A 20,447-nucleotide genomic window follows, 5' to 3' on the forward strand; every position below is an offset into this window, starting at 1 on the left:
AACACAATGGCCTTGAAAATACTGACGGTTTCCTCCGGAATGCCCACGGAGCCATCATTCCAGCCGGGAATGCCACCGGTATCCGGACAGTTGGGCAAGGTATGCAGCGCATAGGATTCCTTTCATTCGGCCACTGGGGCCCCGGCCAGGGCTCGCGCACCAGGACGGCGGCGGACGCCCTGCTCCAGGGGATCGAACTGGCGGTTGCCGCTGAAGAACTCGGCGTGGACGGGGCATTCTTCCGGGTCCACCACTTCGCCAGGCAGCAGGCATCACCTTTCCCACTCCTGTCAGCCATCGCCGCCCGCACCCGCCGGATCGAAATTGGCACCGGCGTCATCGACATGCGCTACGAAAATCCCCTGTACATGGCGGAGGAGGCTGCAGCGGCAGACCTGATCAGCGGTGGCAGGCTGCAGTTGGGCATCAGCCGCGGGTCACCCGAGCCGGCCCGGGAAGGCGCGTCGGCATTCGGCTACCGGCCGCAGCCGGGGGAGACCGACGCCGACATGGCCCGGCGCCACACCGCCGTCTTCCGCAAGGCCATCACGGGTGCCGGCATGGCTGAGGCGGACCCCAGGTACGCCGGCGGCGCCACCGGCCTCCTCCCCGTCCAGCCCCAGTCCCCGGGCCTCGCGGAACGGATCTGGTGGGGCGCCGGCAGCAGGAAGACCGCCGTCTGGGCCGCGGAACTGGGCATGAACCTGATGAGCTCCACACTGCTCACCGAGGACACCGGTGTCCCCTTCCATGAACTCCAGGCCGAACAGATCCAGCTGTTCAGGGACGCGTGGGCGGCAGCAGGACATACCCATGCCCCGCGTGTTTCGGTCAGCCGCAGCGTCCTTCCCATCGTGGATGAAGAGGACAACTACTACTTCGCCGGCAGCGCCCTTCGTGACGGCCGCGACCAGGTGGGCGTTATCGACGGACTGACTGCCAGGTTCGGCAAGAGCTACGTGGGCGCGCCGGACCTCCTGGCGGAACAACTCGCAGCCGATGCGGCAGTGCAGGCAGCGGACACCCTGCTGCTGACCGTTCCCAACCAATTGGGCGTGGACTTCAACGCCAAGTTGCTGGGAAACATCGCCGGGCACGTCGCCCCGGCCCTGGGCTGGAGCCGCCAATAAGGTGCGGAAACCAGGTGCGGGAACAATTTGTGAGACCGAACCGTTACTCTTATAGTGCGGCGTGGGGGCTTCGCGCCCTTAACTAGTGTGTGACTGCGGAACGGTCATATGACGGAGAGAGAGATATATGGCTCGCACCGCTCTAGGCTTAACCGTATGATCCGGCTACGTCAGCTGGCCCAGGCGGCCTCAGTGCTTACCACCCCTTTGGCGCCGGAAGACATTCTGGCACTTTTCAACCCTGTCTATTCAGCCAGGCAACTGCGCGGCGTGGTCACCCGCGTGGTCCAGGAGACGGCCCAGTCGGCCACGATCTTCTTCCGCCCCGGCCGCGGCTGGAAGGCGCACCTTGCCGGTCAGTGGGCCCGCATCGGCGTCGAACTGGACGGCGTCCGGCACTGGCGCTCCTATTCGCTCAGCGCTCCGGCAGGCAAGGATCCTGCCATCACCGTCACGGACGTCGGCGCCGTGTCCGGCACGCTGGTGCGCACCACCAAGCCCGGCGATGTCCTGTTCCTGGCTCCGCCGCAGGGCGACTTCGTGCTTCCGGAGCACCCCCGGCCCCTGCTGATGGTTACGGCGGGCAGTGGCATCACCCCGGTGATGTCCATGATCCGTACGCTTGTGCCGCGGCGTCCGGATGCCGACGTCGTGCTGGTCCACTCCGCACGCACCCCGGGCGACAGCCTGTTCCGTGAAGAGCTGGCCGAGCTTGCGGACCAGTTCCCCAACTTCCGCCTGGCCCACTGGTACACCGGTGAACAGGGGCGGATGGACTTCTCCAGCACCAAGGAGTTGGACGAAATCTGCCCCGACTGGAAGGACCGGGCTGCCTACGCCTGCGGTCCGGACAGCTTCCTGGACGACGCCGAGGCCCTCTGGAAGCGCGCTGCGCTGACCACCCGGGCGCCGGGGACCGACGTCGCCGTTGCCGGAGACGCCGGCAACCTCATGATCGAGCGCTTCAACACCACCTTCAACGCCGGTGTAGGGCACGACGGCGGCTTGGTCACCTTCGAAGCCTCGGACCGGGAGGTGGAGGCCGACGGCGACACCCCCATCCTGGACATCGGCGAGGACGCCGGGGTGCTGATGCCCAGCGGCTGCCGGATGGGCATCTGCCACAGCTGCCTCACACCGCTCCTGGCCGGCCAGGTCCGCGACCTGCGGACCGGGGAAATCCATGGCGAACCAGGCCAACTTATCCAAACGTGTGTCTCGGCAGCCGCCGGACCCGTCAACCTCGAACTCTGAGGAGCAGTACCGTATGACTGTCATCTCACCCACAAAGACCACGGCCGCCGGAGGAGCCAGCGCCGGCACCTCACGGACGCGCCCGGGCAAACTCGCCGAATCCGGCAGCCCCACCGTCCGCCCGCCGGCCGCCGCGCACCTCAGCGACGAGCAGGTAGCTGAACTCGGCCGCGAACTGGACGCCATCCGGGACGAGGTCCTGGCCAAGCGCGGGGCCGAGGATGCTGCCTACATCCGCCGGATGATCAAGATCCAGCGCGGCCTGGAGATTTCCGGCCGCGCCGCCCTCCTGGTCAGCAAGAACAAAGCCGCCTGGGTTACCGGCACCACCCTGCTGAGCCTGGCCAAGATCCTGGAAAACATGGAGCTGGGCCACAACATCCTGCACGGCCAGTGGGACTGGATGCGGGACCCGGACATCCACTCCACCACCTGGGAATGGGACTTCGTCACGCCCTCGCGGTCCTGGCAGCACACCCACAATGACCTGCACCACCGCTGGACCAACGTGGTGGGCAAGGACAACGACGTCGGATACAACCTTCTGCGCATGGACGAGAACCAGCCGTGGAAGCCCATCAACCTGGCCAACCCGCTGTTCAATGCCATCCTGGCGCCGGTTTTCGAGTGGGGCATCGCCATCTACGACCTCGAGCTGACCGAGTACAAGGAAGGCACCAAGTCCAAGGAAGCCCTGCTCAAGGACCTCAAGGCGCTGGGCAAGAAAGTCGTTACCCAGTTCACCAAGGACTACGCGGCCACTCCTGCCGTCGCCATGCTGACCGGATCCGGCAAGCAGGCGCTGTTCGGCACGATCACTGCCAACGCCGTCCGCAATGTGTGGGCCCACGCGGTTATCTTCTGCGGCCACTTCCCGGAAGGAACCGACACCTTCACCGAAGAGATGGTTGACGGCGAAACCCGCGGTGACTGGTACGTGCGGCAGATGATCGGCTCGGCGAACATCTCGGGCTCCAAGTTCATGCACCTCATGACCGGCAACCTCTCGCACCAGATCGAGCACCACCTTTTCCCCGACCTGCCCTCCAACCGGTACGCCGAGGTGGCGCCCAAGGTCCGCGAGATCTGCCAGCGCTATGGCCTGAAGTACACCACCGGCCCGCTGCTGAAGCAGGTGGGTTCGTCCTGGGCCAAGGTCTTCAAGCTGGCCCTGCCCGGCAAGGCTGCGCGGGCCTAGAAGCCTCAAAGCAAAACCCGGGAAGTGACCCGGCCGGCGCTGCCCGGCCGGGTCACTTCTGCGTTGGCGGCCTTTAGCGCCGGGTGCCTGGAACCAGGAGCACGTGGTCCAGCTTGGGCAGTGCATGACGCAGTCGGTGTTCGGCGCTTTCAAGGACCGCTTCCGCCCGGGACAATTCCGTGTCCGCCAGGTCAATCCGTGCCGAGCCCTGCAACCGGTGCCCGGACCACCGCAGCTGCAGGTGCCGGACTGCCAGGACGCCCGGCGTCGCCGCCAGCGCGGCTTCGGCACGCGACACCAGGTCCGGCTCGATGCCATCCATGAGCCGGCGCCCAATGCTGCGGACCGTTCCCCACAGCAGGACCATGATGGCAGCGGAGATGATCAGCCCGACGATCGGATCAGCCAGCGGGAAACCCAGCATGACCCCCACCGCTCCGATGACCACCGCGAGCGAAGTGAAGCCATCCGTCCTGGCATGCACACCGTCCGCCACGAGCGCCGCGGAACCGATCCTCCGGCCAACCCGGATGCGGTAGATTGCCACGGCCTCATTCCCGGCGAAGCCGATCAGGCCGGCGGCGATGACCCAGCCGAGGTTTTGCAGCGGCTGGGGATGGATCAGCCGGTCCACGGACTGCCAGCCGGCCACCACTGCGGAGAGGGCCACCACGGCCACGATGAACAGTCCGGCCAGGTCCTCAGCCCTGCCGTAGCCATACGTGTAGCGGCGGGTGGCGGCCCTGCGTCCCAGGATGAAGGCCACCCACAGGGGCACCGCGGTCAGGGCGTCCGAGAAGTTGTGGATGGTGTCCGCGAGCAGGGCCACCGAACTGCTGAACAGGACCACCAGGAACTGCAGCGCCGTCGTGGCCAGCAGGACGAACATGCTGATCTTCAGCGCCCTGATGCCCTCGGTGCTGGCCTCCATGGCATCGTCAATGGAATCAGCGGCGTCATGTGTGTGCGGAACGAAGAGCTCGAACAGCCAGCCCTTGAAGCCGGTGTGGTGATGATGCTCGTGGTCGTGGTCGTGGTCGTGGTCGTGGTCGTGGTCGCCGTGGTCCGTCCCGTGCGGGTGGCCGTGGCCGTGCGTTGACCCGCGGTGCGGGCCGGTCACGACGCGTTCCCCTGTCCGGTGTGGACGAAGCCCTGGTCGTGGGGGACCTGCTTGTGGGGAGCGCGGTGGTGGGCAGGTTCGCCGCCGAGTGCATGCTCGGCCTGGAAGATGGCGTCCGCCACCAACTGCCGCGCGTGTTCATTTTCCAGCCGGTAGAGCACCCGGGTCCCGTCCTGCCGCGTGGAAACCATTCTTGCCAGCCGCATCTTGGCCAGGTGCTGGGACACGGCGGCGGGGGACTTGCCCACCACGTCCGCCAGGGCACCCACCGCCATCTCGCCGTCACGGAGGGCCAAAATGATCCGCACCCTGGTGGCGTCCGCCAGCATGGCAAAGACCTCCACGGCCAATTCCACGTACTGGCTGTCCGCCTTCAGTGAGCAAGCATTACTATCTGCATTCATGCGCATATAGTGTCACACTACTTCACAGCAGCGCATCCAGGCCGCCGCGGGCACCGAACGGCGCGACGAATCGAGGCTGCTGGAGCGGGGGCCGCCCCCTAGAGTAGGAGGTGCAGGGCCGGCGTTCCGCCGGGCTGCTCCGATCAGATCAGTCTCGAAAGGAACTTGCCTCCATGGCTTTCATTACCGTAGGTACCGAGAACAGCACTGACATCGAGCTCTACTACGAGGACCACGGCTCCGGCCAGCCCGTCGTGCTGATCCATGGCTACCCGCTGGACGGATCATCCTGGGAAAAGCAGACCGCCGCCCTCCTGGATGCCGGGTACCGTGTCATCACCTATGACCGCCGAGGCTTCGGAAAATCCAGCAAGCCCACCGAGGGCTACGACTACGACACCTTCGCAGCGGACCTCAACACCCTGCTCAACACCCTGGACCTGAACAACGTGGTGCTGGTGGGCTTCTCCATGGGCACGGGAGAGGTGGGCCGCTACCTCGGTACGTACGGCTCGGCCCGCGTGGCCCGCGCGGCGTTCCTCGGGTCCCTGGAGCCCTTCCTGCTCAAGACCGATGACAACCCCGACGGCGTACCGCAGGACGTGTTCGACGGCCTCAAGGAAGCGGTCACCGCCGACCGCTACGCCTTCTTCACCGAATTCTTCAAGAACTTCTACAACTCCGACACCTTCCTGGGCACCCAGCGGCTCAGCCAGGAAGCCGTCAACGCCAGCTGGAACCTGGCTGCCGGCGCCGGAGCGCATGCTTCTGTTGCAGCGCAGCCCACCTGGCTTACGGATTTCCGCCAGGACATCCCCAAGATCGATGTTCCGGCGCTGATCCTGCACGGCACCGCTGACAACATCCTGCCCATCGATTCCACCGGCCGGCTGTTCGCCAAGGCCCTGCCGAGTGCCGAGTACGTGGAGATCGAGGGTGCACCGCACGGCCTGCTCTGGACGCACGCCGCGGAGGTCAACGAAGCGCTGCTGGCCTTCCTTTCGCAGTAGGGGGTCAAACGGACAAACGGCGACGACGGTATGCCGCCGTCGCCGTTTGCTCACCACCGCGGTCCGCTGAGGTGTCATGCCTCATGTCCAGGAGGCGAACTTAGCAGGCGGGTTTGCCCGTTATGTGCGGCTCCTGGGAAACCGGCGGCGGTGTCACCAGTTGTACGGCGAGATCCCGGAGCTCCTGCGGACGGAAAGGCTTGGTGAGGTACCCCGCGGCCCCCGATGCCATGCCGGCCAGCACATCGTCCTGCTCGGAACGGGCCGTGAGGAACAGCAGGGGCGCGCTGGTAAGGGCGCGGAGGGCGCGGGCCACCACGTACCCGTCCATATCCGGCAGCCCAACGTCCAGGGTCACCAGGGCGATGGCGGGATCAGCCGCGGCGGCAATGGCCTCGGCCCCCGTGCCCACCATCCTGACCTCAAAGCCCGCGCGCGACAGGACCACTTCGATCAGTCCGCGGATATCGTCGTCATCCTCCACGACAAGGCAAACACGCTGCTGTTCCATCAAGCCCCCCGGCGAAAAGTTGGCACCAGTCTACCTGCGGGAACGCTGCCGGCATGACCGACGCAAAAGATGGCCGCTATCCGTCGTAATGCGTGCGCGCCGGGCCCTGGCCCAGGGCGTTGACGACCGCCGCGGCCACATCATGCAACTTGGTGTTCCGGGTGCTGGAAGCGGTCTTCAGGATGTCGAAGGCTTCCTGCTGGCTGCACCGGTTCTGGGCCATGATGATGCCGACAGCCATGTCAATGACCGTGCGGGACTCAAGGGTGGCCCGAAGGTTCGCGGCCGTTTCGCTGTAGTGCGCGAACCGCACCGCAAGGCGGAGCGCCAGCGAGGTCTGGCTGACGAAATCCTCGGCAAACTTCAGCACGCGGCCCTCGAACCGGTGCGGGCGGCGGGAGTACAGCAGCAGCGATGCCTTGGTTTCCCCCTCAAGCCGGAACGGAACTGCCGCCACGGAGCGGATCCCCTCGGCAGTCGCGGCGGCGGCGTACTCAGGCCAGCGGCCATCCGCGGTGAGGTCCGGAGCGTGCACGATCTCCTGGGCCGTGGAAGCCGTGAGGCCCGGGGTGTCGCTGTACCTGTGTTCAAGCCGTCCGATGGACTTTGCATCCGGGCTGCTGCTGGCGACCGTGGCGGCCTTGCGTTGCCGGAGGAGGGTGATGGCGCACAGCATTTCGTCGCCGGGCTCGGAGAGATTGCGTGCGGAGACCTGTGCCAGTTCATTAAGGAAGTCCTCAACGTCGGAGCTGTTGAGGACAAGTTCATGCAGGTGCTCAGTGATGGATGTATCGGTTTTTGCTGTTGACTCGCTGGCCACGATTTTCTGGTGCCATTCGCTCAGGTCAAAACGAGCCGGCAACACGCCAACACCCCGCAACTGGGCGGGGAGCCGGTGATGGTCGCTGGATCGACGAACTTTCCAACGGCCTGCTGCTAAACCGATAACCAGAAGTATATACATCCCCGTGCCGCCCAAAGCGTCATATATGGCTGCCCCGGAGCGGGCAAAGGCTGGCGCGGGGCCGGGCATACCGGCACAATGAAGCAGGCGCCGGTGCTGCTGCGGGCTGGCCGCGGGACCAGGGGCTGCTCAGCGGCGGAGGGACAGGAACATGACCAGGCTGCTCATCATTGGACCACCAGGGTCCGGCAAGGGAACCCAGGCCGAACACCTCGCGCGGCACTTCCGGGTCCCTGCCGTTTCCACCGGGGATATTTTCCGGAGCAACGTCAGCCAACAGACCGACCTGGGGAACCAGGCCGCCCGGTACCTGGATGACGGCCATTTCGTACCGGACCACCTCACCAACGCGCTGGTCAAGAACCGTCTCCTCGAAAGCGACGCGATGCACGGGTTCCTGCTGGACGGCTATCCGCGGACAGCTCAACAGGTACTGGAACTCGACCGCATGCTTGAGGCACAGGGGCATGCGCTGGACGCCGTGATCGAACTGCAGGCGCCCGACGAGGAACTGGAGCAGCGGATGCACCGCCGCGCCCTGGAGCAGGGGCGCACGGATGACACCATCGACGTCTTCAGGCGCCGGCTGGACCTCTACCACCGCCAGACGCATGAAGTAGTCTCGGTGTACGCGGGCCGGGGCATTCTTGTGTCCGTCAACGGCAGCGGGGACCCGGGCGGGATAACTGCACTGGCAATCGCCGCCGTCGAAAAGTTCCTTGCAGCCCCGCAACCCCCGTCCTGACCGAAAACACCGCACGGTGAACGCACTCGAGCAAAAGGAAACAGTGATGAGAATTGCCGTTACAGGCGGAAGCGGAAAACTGGGGCGGCACGTGGTGCGCCGGCTGACAGGCGACGGCCACCAGGTCCTCACCCTGGACCGTGCGGGTGCCCGCAGCCCGGAACTGCTGGTGGTTGACCTGCGCAACTACGGCCAGGTGGTGGACGCGCTGCTGGGCGTTGATGACCGGCATGACGGGTTCGACGCCGTGGTGCACCTGGGTGCCATTCCCGCCCCGGGCATCCTTCCGGACGCAGCCACCTTCGAAAACAACATGCTGTCCACCTACAACGTCTTCCAGGCGGCGCGGCGCGCCGGCATCAAGAAGGTGGTGTACGCCTCCAGCGAGACGGTCCTGGGGCTGCCGTTCGACATCGACCCGCCCTACATCCCGGTGGATGAGGAGTACCCGCCGCGGCCGGAAAGCACCTACTCGCTGGTGAAGACGCTGGAGGAGCAGATGGCTGTGGAGATGACGCGGTGGGACCCCGAACTGAGCATCACCGGCCTGCGGTTCTCCAACGTCATGGACGAGGCCGACTACGCCAAATTCCCCTCCTTCGACGCCGACGCGACGCTGCGGAAGTGGAACCTGTGGGGCTATATCGACGGCAGGGACGGCGCGCAGGCCGTGGTACGTGCGCTGGAGAACGCCAAACCAGGGTTCGAAGCCTTCATCATCGCCAACGCTGACACGGTGATGAGCCGGTCAAGCGCCAGCCTGGCGGAAGAGGTCTTTCCCGGCGTCAAGGTCACCAAGGACCTGGGAGAGCACGAAACGATGCTGTCCATCGACAAGGCGCGGCGCCTGCTCGGTTTCGAACCCGAGCACAGTTGGCGTAACCACGCGGCGGCCGGCTCCAACACGGTGGAAAGCCAGCGATAACCACCGGTCCGCAGGAATCGCCGAGGGTTCGCGAAGGATCATCCAAGGAGCCGGAAGCCGTGTGCTTCCGGCTCCTATCCTTTTGGTATCCCCCCTTGCCCCGCCACCACAAGGACCCCAAAATTCGTACCCGATTCTTCGTGCTGCCGGCCCTCACGGCGCTGCTCTCCGCCGTCGGCCTTTCCACCGTGTCCCTGCCGGCGGCTGCTGCTCCTGCCCCCGCCGCCGCAACCGGCCGTTACATCGTGCAGTACGCCGCCACTGCCGACCTCGCAGCCGAGGTGTCCGGGCTGCGCGGCCAGGGCCTCGCCGTCGGCCGTACCTTCGAGCATGCAGTCCGCGGCGCCGTCGTCACGGCCAACCCCGCGCAGGCGGCAGCCCTTGCCAGGTCCGGGAAGGTGCTGTCCGTGGAGCCCGACGCCCCCGTCAAGGTTTCCGGGACCGAGCAGCCCGCCCCCTGGGGCCTGGACCGCGCAGACCAGCGGACCCTTCCGCTCTCCGGTTCGTACTCGTGGACCGCGGCGGGCGCCGGGGTGACCGCCTACGTGGTGGACACCGGCATCCTGGCATCGCACACCGACTTCGGTGGCCGGGTTGCGGCAGGCTGGACAGCGGTGGCGGACGGCAACGGCACCACCGACTGCAACGGCCACGGCACCCACGTGGCCGGAACCGTGGCCGGAGCCACGTATGGCGTCGCCAAGAGCGCCACGCTGGTGCCCGTGAGGGTGCTCGACTGCAGCGGGTCCGGCTACAACTCGGACGTGGTGGCCGGCCTGGACTGGATCGCCGCCAACCATGCGGCCGGAACCCCCGCCGTGGCAAACCTCAGCCTGGGCGGAGCGGCCAGCAGCACCGTGGACGCCGCCATCCAGGCAGTTCTTGACGACGGCGTCACCACAGTGGTTGCCGCAGGAAACTCCGCCGTGGATGCCTGCACCGCTTCGCCCGCCCGCGTCCCCGGGGCTGTCACGGTGGCAGCCAGCGACTCCGCCGACAAGCAGGCTTCGTTCTCCAACTTCGGGTCCTGCGTGGACCTGTATGCGCCCGGCGTCGGCATCACCTCCGACTACTACACCTCCACCACCGCCACCGCATCCATGTCCGGAACCTCCATGGCCGCGCCGCACACCGCCGGAGCAGCCGCCGTCCTGCTGTCGCAGAACCCTGCCCTGGCACCGGCCGACGTAGCAGCGGCACTGGTAGCCAATGCCACGTCCGGCGTCATCGCCGGCGCCTCCGCGGGAACCCCGAACCGCCTGCTGTACACCGGCGCAACGGCACCTGCACCTGCGCCTGCCCCTGCACCCGCTGTCACGTCTGTTTCACCGGCCGCCAAGGCCACCGCCGTGGCAGCTGGAACGAACGTCACGGCCACCTTCAGCACCGCTGTTCAGGGCGTGAGCGCCGGGACGTTCGTGCTCAGGAATGCAGCCGGCAACAGCATCGCGGCCACCGTCACGTACAACGCCACCACCCTGGCCGCCACCCTTGACCCGGCAGCAAGCCTTGCCCCCGATGCCAGCTACACCGCAATCCTGACAGGAGGAGCCTCGGCCATCCGCGATGCCGCAGGTACCCCGCTGGCGTCCACCAGCTGGACGTTCACCACTGGCCCCGCGCCCACCGTCACCAGCTACTCGCCGGGCAGCAACGCCCTCCTGGTCCGCAGGAGCAGCAGCATCAGCGCCACCTTCAGCGAGGCGGTCCAGGGCGTTAACACCACCACGTTCACCCTGAAGAACCCGGCCACCGGCGCCGTGGTGGCAGCAACGGCCTACCGCAACGGCACCACCAACCAGTGGATCCTTGACCCCCGGGAGACCCTCGCCGCCAAGACGCGGTACACCGTGACCCTCACGGGCGGGACCAGCGGCATCCGGGACCTGGCCGGCAACCCCCTCGCCAGCCGGAGCTGGCAGTTCACCACCGGCTCCTTCTAGCCGCCTGATGGAGTGAATGGGCCGTGGCCGGGATAATCTTCACCCTAGGCATTCATCACGGCACGCATCTTCCGCGGCGTAGGGACGGGCAGCACATTGGCACAGAAATCAGCAGGTTCCGCAGTCTCTGAACGGAAAGCGGGAAGGTGGCACGCCTTCCACGAGAAGTTCGTGGTGGAGGAACGCTACGTGGACCCTGCCGACCGGCGGGGCCTGTACCGCGCGTCGATCATCCTGGCCGTCGTGGGGCTGGCACTCTTCATTGCCACCCTGGTCAGCGTGGTGCAGGCCGACGGCCTTTCCGTTGCCGACACTCCCGTGCATGACTGGCTGCTGACCACCCGTTCAGCGGCCGTCACTGCCATCATGATCTTCCTGGCGGTGATCTTCGGCCCCATCGCGCTGCCCATCATCGTGCTGGTGGTGATCCTTGTCTGGGGATTCGCAGCCAAGCACGCCTGGCGCCCCATCCTGCTCGCCTCCGCGATGCTGACCGGAGTGATCATCTCGCAGATCATCCTGCACATCGTCCAGCGCTCCCGGCCCCCCGTGGACCAGATGCTGTTCGGCGCGGACCAGACCTTCTCGTTCCCGTCCGGGCACGTCCTGGGGGCCTGCGACTTCCTGCTGGTGGGCGCCTACCTGATTTTCTCCCGGCGCCGGAACCCGCGTGCCGCGGTGTTCGGCTTCATCGGGGCCGGGATCGGCATCATCCTCGCTATCGCCAGCCGGTTGTACCTTGGCTACCACTGGCCCACGGATGCGTTGGCGTCGTTCGCGCTCTCGCTGCTCATCCTCTCCGGGGTCATCGCGCTTGACACGTGGCGGACGGCCAGGATTCCGGGGGAACCGATCACCGGAGAGCTGTCAAGGGCCGAATCCACCGGAGAGTAGGAACTTACCGGGAGCAGTCCAGGAACCGGATCCCGCTTACTGGGCCGCTTCCTGGCCCACTTATTGCGGCCGCGATTTTGCCCGCTTGAGTGCCCGGTGCAGCTTCACGATGGCTGCCTCCAGCTCCAGTACCTTCGCAACGCCCGCCAGGTTCAACCCCTCCTGCAGGAGTTCGCCGATCCGCAGCAGTACGGCAATATCGTCGTCGCTGTACTGCCGCGTGCCGCCCGCCGTCCGCGAGGGCGTCAACAGTCCCTTGGTTTCGTACAGCCTGATGTTCTGCTGTCCGGTTCCCGTGAGCTCCGCCGCCACCGAGATGGCGTACAGGGCCCGTGAACCGGGGGAGCGGCCAGCCCGACCTGCTTCAGGATCCGCCATTCTTTCTCCCAAAGATCGCTTCCGCTGGTACCTTGCTTCAGTTTTGCACGAGTGCTATAAAAAATCTATATCCACCACCATAGATTAAAGGAGATGGTGGGTAGCTGCAGATCCAGCACCTGGAAGCTAAAGGAGTGGGAAATGATGTTGATGCGTACGGACCCGTTCCGTGAGCTGGACCGGCTCACGCAGCAGGTCTTTGGAACCTCCGCCCGCCCGGCAGCCATGCCCATGGACGCGTGGCAGGAAGACGGGGAATTCGTGGTGGCGTTCGACCTTCCCGGTGTGAACGTGGATTCCCTGGACCTGAACGTTGAGCGGAACGTCCTGACCGTCCGGGCGGAGCGCAAGGACCCCACGCAGCCCAACGTGGAGCTCGTGGCCTCTGAGCGTCCCCGGGGCGTGTTCAGCCGCCAGTTGATCCTGGGTGACACCCTGGACACCGAGCACATCAAGGCCAGCTATGAACAGGGTGTCCTGACCCTGCGGATTCCGGTTGCCGAGCAGGCCAAGCCGCGCAAGATCGAGATCCAGACCCAGCAGGGCGAGAAGCACCAGATCGGCAGCTAGGACCATGCTTTCGTGCCGGCGCCCCTGACCCTCCGGGCGGGGCGCCGGCGAAACAGGAGGCAGGATGACTGATCTCCCCGACTACTACGCCATCCTGGGCGTAGGCCGGGACGCCGGCCGCCAGGAAATCTCGCATGCCTACCGCGCCCTCATGCGCACCCACCATCCGGATATGGACGGCGGGCGGGCTTACGAAGGCATGGAGACCATGGGGGATACGACGGCGGAGAAGGGCAACACTGCACAGGGGGAGGAACTTCTCCGGATCATGCAGGCGTTTAACGTGCTGCGTGACCCCGGGCGCCGCGCTGACTACGACAGGAAGCTGGCGGCAGCTGCGCCCACCATCATTCCGGTCCGGAAAGTCCGCAGCCGTGGCGGGCAGTCCGGACCTCCCATCCGCGTCACCCCGGTGCGGTGGGAAAGCGGGCCCTGGTCCTGATCCAGGCCCTGGGCCATTGATCCAAGGAGGCGGAAAACTGCATGGGCGACTGGCGGCGCTACGATTCACACCTCATTCCTGCATTCTTCGAACGCTTTGAGCAGCGGTGGGGCGAGGGAACCGCGCCCTTCCTGGACCCGGAGGCGCACGAACAGCCTCTGCCGCGGGCACAGTGGATCAACCCCACTACGGGTGCTGCGCTGGCGGTGGTTCCGGTATGGACCGCCGATGAGAGGCAGCAGCGTTCCTTCGGCGTGTTCTACCTCCCGCCGGGCGGGGACATCTGGGTCCTGCGGCCCGGGTACACCGGCTACCTGGAGCCGTCCGACGACGACACGGAACACCTGGTGACGCTCCGGAATGATGCCTTCCGCAAGGCAGTGGCGCACGCCAAGGAGTTCCTGTTCGGCACCCAGTAGTTGCCGGCGCAGGGAGCGGAGTTACTGCTCGTCAGCCGACCTCCGCTGTGACATTCTGGGACGTACCCTAACTACCGTGACCAAAGGCTGGACCCCAATGCACATCACCGCCAAGGACCTCGCAGCGCTCATCCCCCCGGGGTTCACGCTTGGCGTCGCAACCGCAGCATTCCAGATCGAAGGGGCGCTGGACGAGGATGGGCGGGGACCGGCGGGCTGGGACAGGTTCGCTGCCCGGCCCGGTGCCATCGTTGAGGACCACAGCCCGGTGGTGGCCACGGACCACTACCACCGGATGCCGCAGGACGTGGCCCTCCTGAAGCAGCTCGGCGTTGACTCCTACCGGTTCTCTTTCTCCTGGCCGCGCATCCAGCCGGGCGGCACCGGCCCGGCCAACCGCGCAGGCATGGCGTTCTATGACCGGCTCCTGGACGAGCTCCTGGCCAACGGAATTTCGCCCATGGCCACCATCTACCACTGGGATACGCCCCTGGAACTGGATGAGGCCGGCGGCTGGATGAACCGGGACACCGCATACCGGCTGGGGGAGTACGCAGCGCTGGTGGCGGATGCCTTCGGTGACAGGGTGGCCCGGTGGGTCACCATCAACGAGCCGGCAACGGTGAGCGCCAACGGCTACTCGCTGGGGCTGCACTCCCCAGGCAAGGAGTTGGCCCTGGGTGCCTTCCCCACGGTCCACCACCAGCTGCTGGGCCACGGGCTCGCCGTCCAGGCCCTTCGCGCGGCGCGGGTGCCCGGCGAAATCGGCATGACCAACGTCTACTCACCCATGGTGCCCAACTCCATCAACCCGCTGGACAAGATCAGCGCGGGACTTATGGACCTGGGGCAGAACCGGCTCTACGCGGACCCTGTCCTGACGGGCAGGTACCCGGACCTCATCCGCGCGGCCAAGTTCTTCAGCTCCTTCGAACATCCCGAAGAGGACATGGAGATCATTTCCCAGCCCCTCGATTTCTACGGGCTCAACTACTACATGCCCACCAAGGTGGCCGTTGGGCCGGGCAACGGCGCCGTGCCGGCCAGCATGGCCGAGGCCATGGGCAGCGACCTCAGCGCGGCCGGAAACGGCGCTACGCCCTTCCACGTGGAGACGTGGCCGGAAGCGGACGTCACCGCATACGGCTGGCCGGTCAAGCCGGAGTACATGGCCGTGGCCCTGAAGGAGATGGCGGAGCGGTACCCCAACCTGCCGCCCGTGATCATCACCGAGGGCGGAGCCAGCTTCGAGGACATCATTGTCCGGGACAAGTCCACCAACACCAGGTTCATCCCGGACGAGCGGCGGCTGAAGTACATTTCAGACCACCTTGAAACCGCGCTCCGGGCCACGGCGCCCGGTGGGGTGGCCGAATCCGTGGACCTGCGCGGCTACTACGTGTGGTCCTTCCTGGACAACTTCGAGTGGTCCGCCGGCTACAACCAGCCGTTCGGCCTCCTGCACGTGGACTTCGAAACGCTCGACCGCACACCCAAGGCGTCCTACTTCTGGTTCCAGGAGCTCATCGAGGAACGCGACCTGGCTGCCGCGGCCGGGGCGGCCATCGCGCAGGCAGCGGTTCCGGAGCTGTTGGACAGTGAATTGCCCGACGACGGCGCACCCCTGGGTGCCAACGCGCAGTAAGGCTGCGCAGCCGGGAGCCGTTCAGCCCCGGAGCAGGTCCAGCATGGCCAGCTGCTTGGCGATGCCGGCGCCGTCGGGCGAGTAGATCCACGGCACGCGGGAGGTGGTGTGGTCGCCGTCCTCGGAGTGGCCGCCGGCGAACACGGATTCGCTGACGGACAGTTGCCGGATGGCGATTGCTGCAACCTTGTCCGGGTTTTCGGCGGCAAAGGCGGAGTAGATGGCCTCGTCATGCTGTCCGTTGTCGCCGATCAGGAGCCACCGCATGTCCGGGAATTCCTGGGCCAGCCGCTCCAGGTTGCGGTGCTTGTGGTCCTGGCCGCTGCGGAACCAGCGGTCCTGGGTGAGTCCCCAGTCCGTGAGCAGCAGCGCGCCCTTGGGGTACATGTTGCGGGTCAGGAACCGTGCCAGGGTGGGGGCCGCGTTCCAGGGGCCGGTGGACAGGTAAATGACCGGGGCTTCAGGGTGCTCGATGGTCAGCCGGTCCAGCAGCACGGCCATCCCCGGAGTGGCCATGCGCGCCCGTTCGCTGAGCACGAAGGTGTTCCACAGGGCCAGGAAGGGCCGGGGCAGGGCGGTCACCATGACGGTGTCGTCGATGTCCGAGACGATGCCGAACTGCACGCCCGGAGCGATCACCTGGATCAGTGCCTCCGCCGGCTCGGTTCCCTCGGCCCGCAGCACGGCAGTGTGCCAGCCGGGGGACAGCTGCACGTCCACCTCTGTGTCGATCAGCCCGCCCCGGTCCGCCGTGACGTGGGTGACCACATCACCGATGGTGATTTCGACGTCGGAAAACTGCAACGGCACCCCCGTGAACGCCCGCCAGCCGCGGATGTTCTGGTTGCCGTTCCTGGCCGCGTGCTCGGCCTTGCTTCCGGGCGGCGGCTTCTGTGTCAGCAGTACCCTGCCCAGGACGCGCACCCGGGTGGTGGAGCCATAACCCTGGTACGCGATGGTCTGCGGCACGAACTTCCACCGCTTGGCGAGCTGGATCCGGACGTCGTTGACCGCGTCCGACAACCGGTGTGCCAGCCGGAAGAACTGGCTTCCGGACAGGGCGGTGCGGCCCTTCGTGTTCCGCCGGGGTGGGCGTGCCGTGTCCTGGTCGGGGTTCTGCGGGGCCGAGTCCATGCCACCACTCTGCCACAGGGCGGCAGCGGGCATCAGCCGTTGCCGAGGATCGCGCGCAGGGTCCGGGCGTTCCACACGGCGTTCCCGCCGCCGTCGTTGTTGAAGTACGCGTAGACATCGATGCCCGCGCCGTCCCACTCACGGATCCGGTCGGCCCACCAGTGGAGGTCGGCGTCCGAGTAGGAGCCGCCGTAGAGGTGCTGGTGGTCGGGTCCGTGCAGCCGGACATATGCGAACGGGGCGGTGGTCCGCAGGATGCAGGGCAGGTTGGCGCCGCTCATGATGCAGTAGGCGGCCTGGTGCCGCTCCAGCAGGGCAAACACCTCAGGGCAGTCCCAGCTGGGGTGCCTGAACTCCACGGCAACCCTGATCCACGGCGGAACCGCAGCGAGGAAGTAGTCCATCCTGGCGTCGTCGCGCTCCAATTGGGGCGGCAGCTGGACCAGGAGCACGGCACGTTTGTCCCCCAGTTCGTGCCAGCAGCGGGCAATCCGCTCCACCCAGACTTCCGGTGAATACAGTTTCCGCGCGTGCGTGAGTCCCCTGGGAGCTTTGACGGACATGGCGAACCCGGGCGGCAGGCGCCTGTTCCATCCGGCGAAGGTGGTATCCCTGGGCCAGCGGTAGAAGCTGGCGTTCAGTTCCACCGTGCTGAATTCGGCGACGTAGCACTGGAGCCGGTCCCGCACGGGCAGCCCGGGCGGGTACAGGACGTTCTCCCAGTGGTCGTAGCTCCAGCCGGAGGTGCCGATGTGGATTCCCATTTGCCTCAGGCTACACCGGGCTTCCCCTTCCGTTCGGGCCCGGGTGTGGCAGGGTAATGTCATGGCGCGAATCGAAGATTATGCGGTTGTTGGCGACCTTCAAACCGGAGCCCTGGTCAGCAGGGAAGGCTCGATCGACTGGCTCTGCCTCCCGAGGTTCGATTCCCCTGCCTGCTTCAATTCGCTGTTGGACACGCCGGACTCGGGGCGCTGGCTGCTGGCTCCGGAAAGAGGGGGCGAATGCACCCGCCGGAGCTACCGCGAGGGCACCCTCATCCTGGATACGGAGTGGGAGACGCCGGACGGAACCGTGCGCATCACCGATTTCATGCCGCCGCGTGATTCCGTCGCTGACATCGTCCGGATTGTGGAAGGCATCAGCGGCAGCGTCAGGATGCACGGCGAACTGGTCCTGAGGTTCGACTACGGGCACATCATTCCGTGGGTGCGCAAGGACAAGCGCGGGCTGCACGCGATCGCCGGTCCGGATGCCGTCTACCTGGTCACTCCGGCACCCCTGCATGGCGAGAACATGCACACTGTCAGCGACTTCACCGTGAATGCAGGCGAAAAGGTACCTTTCGTGCTGACCTGGGCGCCCAGCCATGTGGGACGCCCGGTATCCGTGGACGCGGAAGTAGTCCTTGACAGCACCTTTGCATTCTGGCGGGGCTGGTCCTCGCAATGCACCGTCAAGGGCAAGTACCGGGAGGCCGTGGTCCGTTCCCTGATAACGCTCAAGGCGCTGACGTATGGCCCTACCGGCGGGATCGTCGCGGCCGTCACAACGTCGCTGCCGGAGCAGCCGGGCGGCCAGCGTAACTGGGACTACCGCTACTGCTGGCTGCGGGACGCCGCCATGACGCTGCAGGCGCTGCTGGCGGCCGGCTACACCGCGGAGGCCGCGGCCTGGCGGGACTGGCTGCTCCGGGCCGTGGCCGGCGACCCCGCCGACCTGCAGATCATGTACGGGATCCATGGCGAGCGGCGGCTGCCGGAAATGGAGTTGCCGTGGCTGAAGGGTTACGAGAACTCGGTACCGGTGCGGATCGGGAATGCGGCGGCTGAGCAGTTTCAGCTGGATGTATGGGGTGAGGTCCTTGACTGCCTGGCGCTGACCCGGAACTCGCTGCTGACGCATACGGACGAGGCCTGGGACGTGCAGATTGCGCTGATGGAGCACCTTGAAACCATCTGGGACCAGCCGGACAACGGGCTCTGGGAGATGCGTGGGCCGCGCCGGCATTTCACCCACTCCAAGGTCATGGCGTGGGTGGCTGCGGACCGGATGGTGAAGGGTGTGCGCGAGTCCGGCCTGCCGGGCCCCGTGGAGCGCTGGGAGCTGCTGCGGGACGAGATCCGCAAGGACATCATGGCCAACGGCTTCGACGCGGAGCGCAATACGTTTGTCCAGTCCTACGGCCGTCCGGAGCTGGACGCCAGCCTGCTGTTGATTCCCAGGGTGGGGTTCCTGCCGCCCGATGATCCCAAGGTGGTGGGAACCATCGAAGCAATCCAGCGGGAGCTGACCCAGGACGGGTTTGTGCTGCGGTACCGGCCGGAGCAGAGCGACGACGGCCTGCCGGGCGACGAGGGCGTCTTCCTGGCGTGCTCGTTCTGGCTGGTGGAGGCGCTTTTGGGGGCGGGCCGCCATGAGGAATCCCGCGAACTCTTTGAGCGGCTGCTGGAACTGCGCAACGACGTCGGGCTGCTAAGCGAGGAATGGGCGGTGAAAGCCAAGCGTCAGCTGGGCAACACGCCGCAGGCGTTCAGCCATTTTGCCCTTGTGACTAGCGCCCTGGAGCTGCATCAGGATACGGTTCGGCGCAGTGACAGCCCCATTCCGCCTGAAGGGGTGGATTCGCGCTGAGGCGGCGCGGACCGGGGCTGGAACTTCTCCTTCGCAGGATAGATAAGTATACTTACTAATACCTCATGGAGTGCCCCCAAGCACAGCGCCGTGATTGATGGAGGAGTGATAGTTATGGCCGGATATTTTGAGCTCGTTGATGCCCCCGACGGCGGGTACCGGATCAGGATGATGGACGGAAGCGGGAACCTGATGGCCATCTCGGTAACCTTTCCCACCAAGAGGGCTGCTGTGGCGGGCGTCGCGATGGCCCGGGAAATTGCCGGCACCGGCCTGATCCGGGACAAGAGCCTGGACGGGGCCGGATCGGTCATCCGCGACCGCGTGCGGCCCGTCAACTCCCCCAAGGAGGAGGCGGCCCGGCGGAAGAAAGCGCCGGAGGCACGACGGGCAGCGGTGAGCTGATGCCGGGTTCCACTCCACCCCCCGGCGGCCCGCGCCGGGGGGTCCTCTTTGACGTTGACGGGACGCTGATCGACTCGTCCTACATCCACACCGTCGCCTGGTGGGGGGCGTTCCGCCAGTACGGCCACGACGTGCCCATGGCCTCCATTCACCAACTCGTTGGCATGGGTGGCGCCCGGCTGGTGGACAATCTCCTGCCGTCCGGCCGCGACCGCGGCGAGGATGAGGACATCATGGCCAGCCACGGCGCGCTGTATGCCTCGCACTGGCCCTCCCTCCGCGCCCTCGACGGGGCCAAGGAACTGTTAGGCCGGTGCCATGCAGGCGGGCTGGCCGTGGCCCTGGCATCCTCGGCGAGGGACCGCGACCTCCAGGTGATGCGGTCCGTCCTCGACGCCGACCCCTTCATCGATGCCGCGACCAGCGCGAATGATGCGGAGGAAAGCAAGCCTGCGCCGGACATCCTGGAGGCGGCCCTGGCGGCCACCGGCCTCGATGCCGCAAACGTTGTCTACGTCGGGGACGCGGTATGGGACATGAAGGCGGCGGCGGCGCTGGGGATCCCTTCCATCGGCGTGACCTGCGGTGGAATCCAGGCCGGCCAGCTGCGTGACGCCGGCGCGGTGGAGGTCTACCAGGGACCGCGCGACCTGCTGGAAAACCTGGGCTCAAGTGCCATTGGCCGGCTGCTCGCGCTCCAGCCGAACGCCTGACAGCACCCC

At 66.4% G+C, this 20,447-nt stretch carries 22 protein-coding genes; 15 read left to right on the forward strand and 7 right to left on the reverse strand.

What is annotated here, in order from left to right:
- Positions 1–101: 101 nt before the first annotated feature.
- From ACV095_RS03055 to ACV095_RS03065, 3 genes are all read left to right on the forward strand, one after another.
- Positions 102–1,130 (forward strand): LLM class flavin-dependent oxidoreductase, encoded by a 1,029-nt coding sequence (locus ACV095_RS03055; protein WP_223992675.1) that lies wholly within the window; start codon positions 102–104, stop codon positions 1,128–1,130.
- 156 nt (positions 1,131–1,286) lie between these two features.
- Positions 1,287–2,384, forward strand: coding sequence for a ferredoxin reductase (locus ACV095_RS03060; protein WP_056391470.1), 1,098 nt, complete (start codon positions 1,287–1,289; stop codon positions 2,382–2,384).
- 13 nt (positions 2,385–2,397) lie between these two features.
- Positions 2,398–3,582 (forward strand): fatty acid desaturase family protein, encoded by a 1,185-nt coding sequence (locus ACV095_RS03065; protein WP_056391468.1) that lies wholly within the window; start codon positions 2,398–2,400, stop codon positions 3,580–3,582.
- Positions 3,583–3,655: 73 nt separating this feature from the next.
- Here ACV095_RS03065 and ACV095_RS03070 read toward each other — a convergent pair whose 3' ends face one another.
- Entirely contained in the window at positions 3,656–4,702 is a 1,047-nt protein-coding gene (locus tag ACV095_RS03070) for a cation diffusion facilitator family transporter (protein ID WP_478222881.1), read from the reverse strand.
- Positions 4,699–5,106, reverse strand: coding sequence for an ArsR/SmtB family transcription factor (locus ACV095_RS03075; RefSeq protein WP_144600249.1), 408 nt, complete (start codon positions 5,104–5,106; stop codon positions 4,699–4,701). Before ACV095_RS03075 ends, ACV095_RS03070 begins: the two co-directional genes overlap by 4 nt.
- A gap of 173 nt (positions 5,107–5,279) precedes the next feature.
- Here ACV095_RS03075 and ACV095_RS03080 point away from each other — a divergent pair, with 173 nt between their 5' ends.
- Complete coding sequence (locus ACV095_RS03080; protein WP_144600250.1) at positions 5,280–6,116, forward strand: alpha/beta fold hydrolase; 837 nt, start codon at positions 5,280–5,282, stop codon at positions 6,114–6,116.
- A 100-nt stretch (positions 6,117–6,216) separates the two neighbouring features.
- On the opposite strand, the gene ACV095_RS03085 is transcribed toward ACV095_RS03080, so the two are convergent.
- Positions 6,217–6,627, reverse strand: a complete 411-nt coding sequence (locus ACV095_RS03085) for a response regulator transcription factor (RefSeq protein ID WP_478222882.1) — start codon at positions 6,625–6,627, stop codon at positions 6,217–6,219.
- A gap of 76 nt (positions 6,628–6,703) precedes the next feature.
- Positions 6,704–7,447, reverse strand: coding sequence for a GAF and ANTAR domain-containing protein (locus tag ACV095_RS03090; protein WP_018770584.1), 744 nt, complete (start codon positions 7,445–7,447; stop codon positions 6,704–6,706).
- Positions 7,448–7,742: 295 nt separating this feature from the next.
- Here ACV095_RS03090 and ACV095_RS03095 point away from each other — a divergent pair, with 295 nt between their 5' ends.
- The 4 genes from ACV095_RS03095 to ACV095_RS03110 all read left to right on the forward strand — a co-directional run bounded on the left by ACV095_RS03095 (position 7,743) and on the right by ACV095_RS03110 (position 12,098).
- On the forward strand, positions 7,743–8,336 hold the full coding sequence (locus ACV095_RS03095) for an adenylate kinase (protein WP_056391456.1): 594 nt from the start codon (positions 7,743–7,745) through the stop codon (positions 8,334–8,336).
- A 46-nt stretch (positions 8,337–8,382) separates the two neighbouring features.
- Positions 8,383–9,261, forward strand: coding sequence for an NAD-dependent epimerase/dehydratase family protein (locus ACV095_RS03100; protein ID WP_478222883.1), 879 nt, complete (start codon positions 8,383–8,385; stop codon positions 9,259–9,261).
- Between the two features lie 95 nt (positions 9,262–9,356).
- Positions 9,357–11,204 (forward strand): S8 family serine peptidase, encoded by a 1,848-nt coding sequence (locus ACV095_RS03105; RefSeq protein ID WP_478222884.1) that lies wholly within the window; start codon positions 9,357–9,359, stop codon positions 11,202–11,204.
- Positions 11,205–11,300: 96 nt separating this feature from the next.
- On the forward strand, positions 11,301–12,098 hold the full coding sequence (locus ACV095_RS03110; RefSeq protein ID WP_018770580.1) for a phosphatase PAP2 family protein: 798 nt from the start codon (positions 11,301–11,303) through the stop codon (positions 12,096–12,098).
- A 60-nt stretch (positions 12,099–12,158) separates the two neighbouring features.
- Here ACV095_RS03110 and ACV095_RS03115 read toward each other — a convergent pair whose 3' ends face one another.
- Complete coding sequence (locus ACV095_RS03115) at positions 12,159–12,476, reverse strand: MerR family transcriptional regulator (RefSeq protein ID WP_018770579.1); 318 nt, start codon at positions 12,474–12,476, stop codon at positions 12,159–12,161.
- 144 nt (positions 12,477–12,620) lie between these two features.
- Between ACV095_RS03115 and ACV095_RS03120 the strand changes: the two genes are divergently transcribed.
- The 4 genes from ACV095_RS03120 (at position 12,621) to ACV095_RS03135 (ending at position 15,552) form a co-directional block, all read left to right on the forward strand.
- Positions 12,621–13,046 (forward strand): Hsp20/alpha crystallin family protein, encoded by a 426-nt coding sequence (locus ACV095_RS03120; protein WP_478223410.1) that lies wholly within the window; start codon positions 12,621–12,623, stop codon positions 13,044–13,046.
- A gap of 64 nt (positions 13,047–13,110) precedes the next feature.
- A complete protein-coding gene (locus ACV095_RS03125) occupies positions 13,111–13,488 on the forward strand; it encodes a J domain-containing protein (RefSeq protein WP_018770577.1) in 378 nt (125 codons plus the stop codon).
- Between the two features lie 41 nt (positions 13,489–13,529).
- A complete protein-coding gene (locus ACV095_RS03130; protein ID WP_018770576.1) occupies positions 13,530–13,907 on the forward strand; it encodes a hypothetical protein in 378 nt (125 codons plus the stop codon).
- A 97-nt stretch (positions 13,908–14,004) separates the two neighbouring features.
- Entirely contained in the window at positions 14,005–15,552 is a 1,548-nt protein-coding gene (locus tag ACV095_RS03135; protein WP_478223411.1) for a glycoside hydrolase family 1 protein, read from the forward strand.
- 21 nt (positions 15,553–15,573) lie between these two features.
- Here ACV095_RS03135 and ACV095_RS03140 read toward each other — a convergent pair whose 3' ends face one another.
- Entirely contained in the window at positions 15,574–16,686 is a 1,113-nt protein-coding gene (locus tag ACV095_RS03140) for an App1 family protein (RefSeq protein WP_261377375.1), read from the reverse strand.
- Positions 16,687–16,718: 32 nt separating this feature from the next.
- Positions 16,719–17,450, reverse strand: a complete 732-nt coding sequence (locus ACV095_RS03145; protein WP_223992668.1) for a DUF72 domain-containing protein — start codon at positions 17,448–17,450, stop codon at positions 16,719–16,721.
- Between the two features lie 61 nt (positions 17,451–17,511).
- Between ACV095_RS03145 and ACV095_RS03150 the strand changes: the two genes are divergently transcribed.
- From ACV095_RS03150 to ACV095_RS03160, 3 genes are all read left to right on the forward strand, one after another.
- Positions 17,512–19,320, forward strand: coding sequence for a glycoside hydrolase family 15 protein (locus tag ACV095_RS03150; protein ID WP_478222885.1), 1,809 nt, complete (start codon positions 17,512–17,514; stop codon positions 19,318–19,320).
- A gap of 114 nt (positions 19,321–19,434) precedes the next feature.
- Positions 19,435–19,725 (forward strand): hypothetical protein, encoded by a 291-nt coding sequence (locus ACV095_RS03155; RefSeq protein ID WP_018770571.1) that lies wholly within the window; start codon positions 19,435–19,437, stop codon positions 19,723–19,725.
- Complete coding sequence (locus tag ACV095_RS03160; protein ID WP_134165449.1) at positions 19,725–20,438, forward strand: HAD family hydrolase; 714 nt, start codon at positions 19,725–19,727, stop codon at positions 20,436–20,438. Before ACV095_RS03155 ends, ACV095_RS03160 begins: the two co-directional genes overlap by 1 nt.
- The last annotated feature ends 9 nt before the right edge of the window (positions 20,439–20,447 follow it).

This window comes from Arthrobacter sp. JDC6 (genome assembly GCF_056484025.1).

Excerpts from the sequence above, each read along its gene's own strand:
- ACV095_RS03055 (WP_223992675.1), top strand. The coding sequence starts at position 102 with ATGCAGCGCATAGGATTCCTTTCATTCGGCCACTGGGGCCCCGGCCAG.
- ACV095_RS03060 (WP_056391470.1), top strand. The coding sequence starts at position 1,287 with ATGATCCGGCTACGTCAGCTGGCCCAGGCGGCCTCAGTGCTTACCACC.
- ACV095_RS03065 (WP_056391468.1), top strand. The coding sequence starts at position 2,398 with ATGACTGTCATCTCACCCACAAAGACCACGGCCGCCGGAGGAGCCAGC.
- ACV095_RS03075 (WP_144600249.1), bottom strand. The coding sequence starts at position 5,106 with ATGAATGCAGATAGTAATGCTTGCTCACTGAAGGCGGACAGCCAGTAC.
- ACV095_RS03080 (WP_144600250.1), top strand. The coding sequence starts at position 5,280 with ATGGCTTTCATTACCGTAGGTACCGAGAACAGCACTGACATCGAGCTC.
- ACV095_RS03085 (WP_478222882.1), bottom strand. The coding sequence starts at position 6,627 with ATGGAACAGCAGCGTGTTTGCCTTGTCGTGGAGGATGACGACGATATC.
- ACV095_RS03095 (WP_056391456.1), top strand. The coding sequence starts at position 7,743 with ATGACCAGGCTGCTCATCATTGGACCACCAGGGTCCGGCAAGGGAACC.
- ACV095_RS03100 (WP_478222883.1), top strand. The coding sequence starts at position 8,383 with ATGAGAATTGCCGTTACAGGCGGAAGCGGAAAACTGGGGCGGCACGTG.
- ACV095_RS03115 (WP_018770579.1), bottom strand. The coding sequence starts at position 12,476 with ATGGCGGATCCTGAAGCAGGTCGGGCTGGCCGCTCCCCCGGTTCACGG.
- ACV095_RS03120 (WP_478223410.1), top strand. The coding sequence starts at position 12,621 with ATGTTGATGCGTACGGACCCGTTCCGTGAGCTGGACCGGCTCACGCAG.
- ACV095_RS03125 (WP_018770577.1), top strand. The coding sequence starts at position 13,111 with ATGACTGATCTCCCCGACTACTACGCCATCCTGGGCGTAGGCCGGGAC.
- ACV095_RS03130 (WP_018770576.1), top strand. The coding sequence starts at position 13,530 with ATGGGCGACTGGCGGCGCTACGATTCACACCTCATTCCTGCATTCTTC.
- ACV095_RS03135 (WP_478223411.1), top strand. The coding sequence starts at position 14,005 with ATGCACATCACCGCCAAGGACCTCGCAGCGCTCATCCCCCCGGGGTTC.
- ACV095_RS03140 (WP_261377375.1), bottom strand. The coding sequence starts at position 16,686 with ATGGACTCGGCCCCGCAGAACCCCGACCAGGACACGGCACGCCCACCC.
- ACV095_RS03145 (WP_223992668.1), bottom strand. The coding sequence starts at position 17,450 with ATGGGAATCCACATCGGCACCTCCGGCTGGAGCTACGACCACTGGGAG.
- ACV095_RS03150 (WP_478222885.1), top strand. The coding sequence starts at position 17,512 with ATGGCGCGAATCGAAGATTATGCGGTTGTTGGCGACCTTCAAACCGGA.
- ACV095_RS03155 (WP_018770571.1), top strand. The coding sequence starts at position 19,435 with ATGGCCGGATATTTTGAGCTCGTTGATGCCCCCGACGGCGGGTACCGG.
- ACV095_RS03160 (WP_134165449.1), top strand. The coding sequence starts at position 19,725 with ATGCCGGGTTCCACTCCACCCCCCGGCGGCCCGCGCCGGGGGGTCCTC.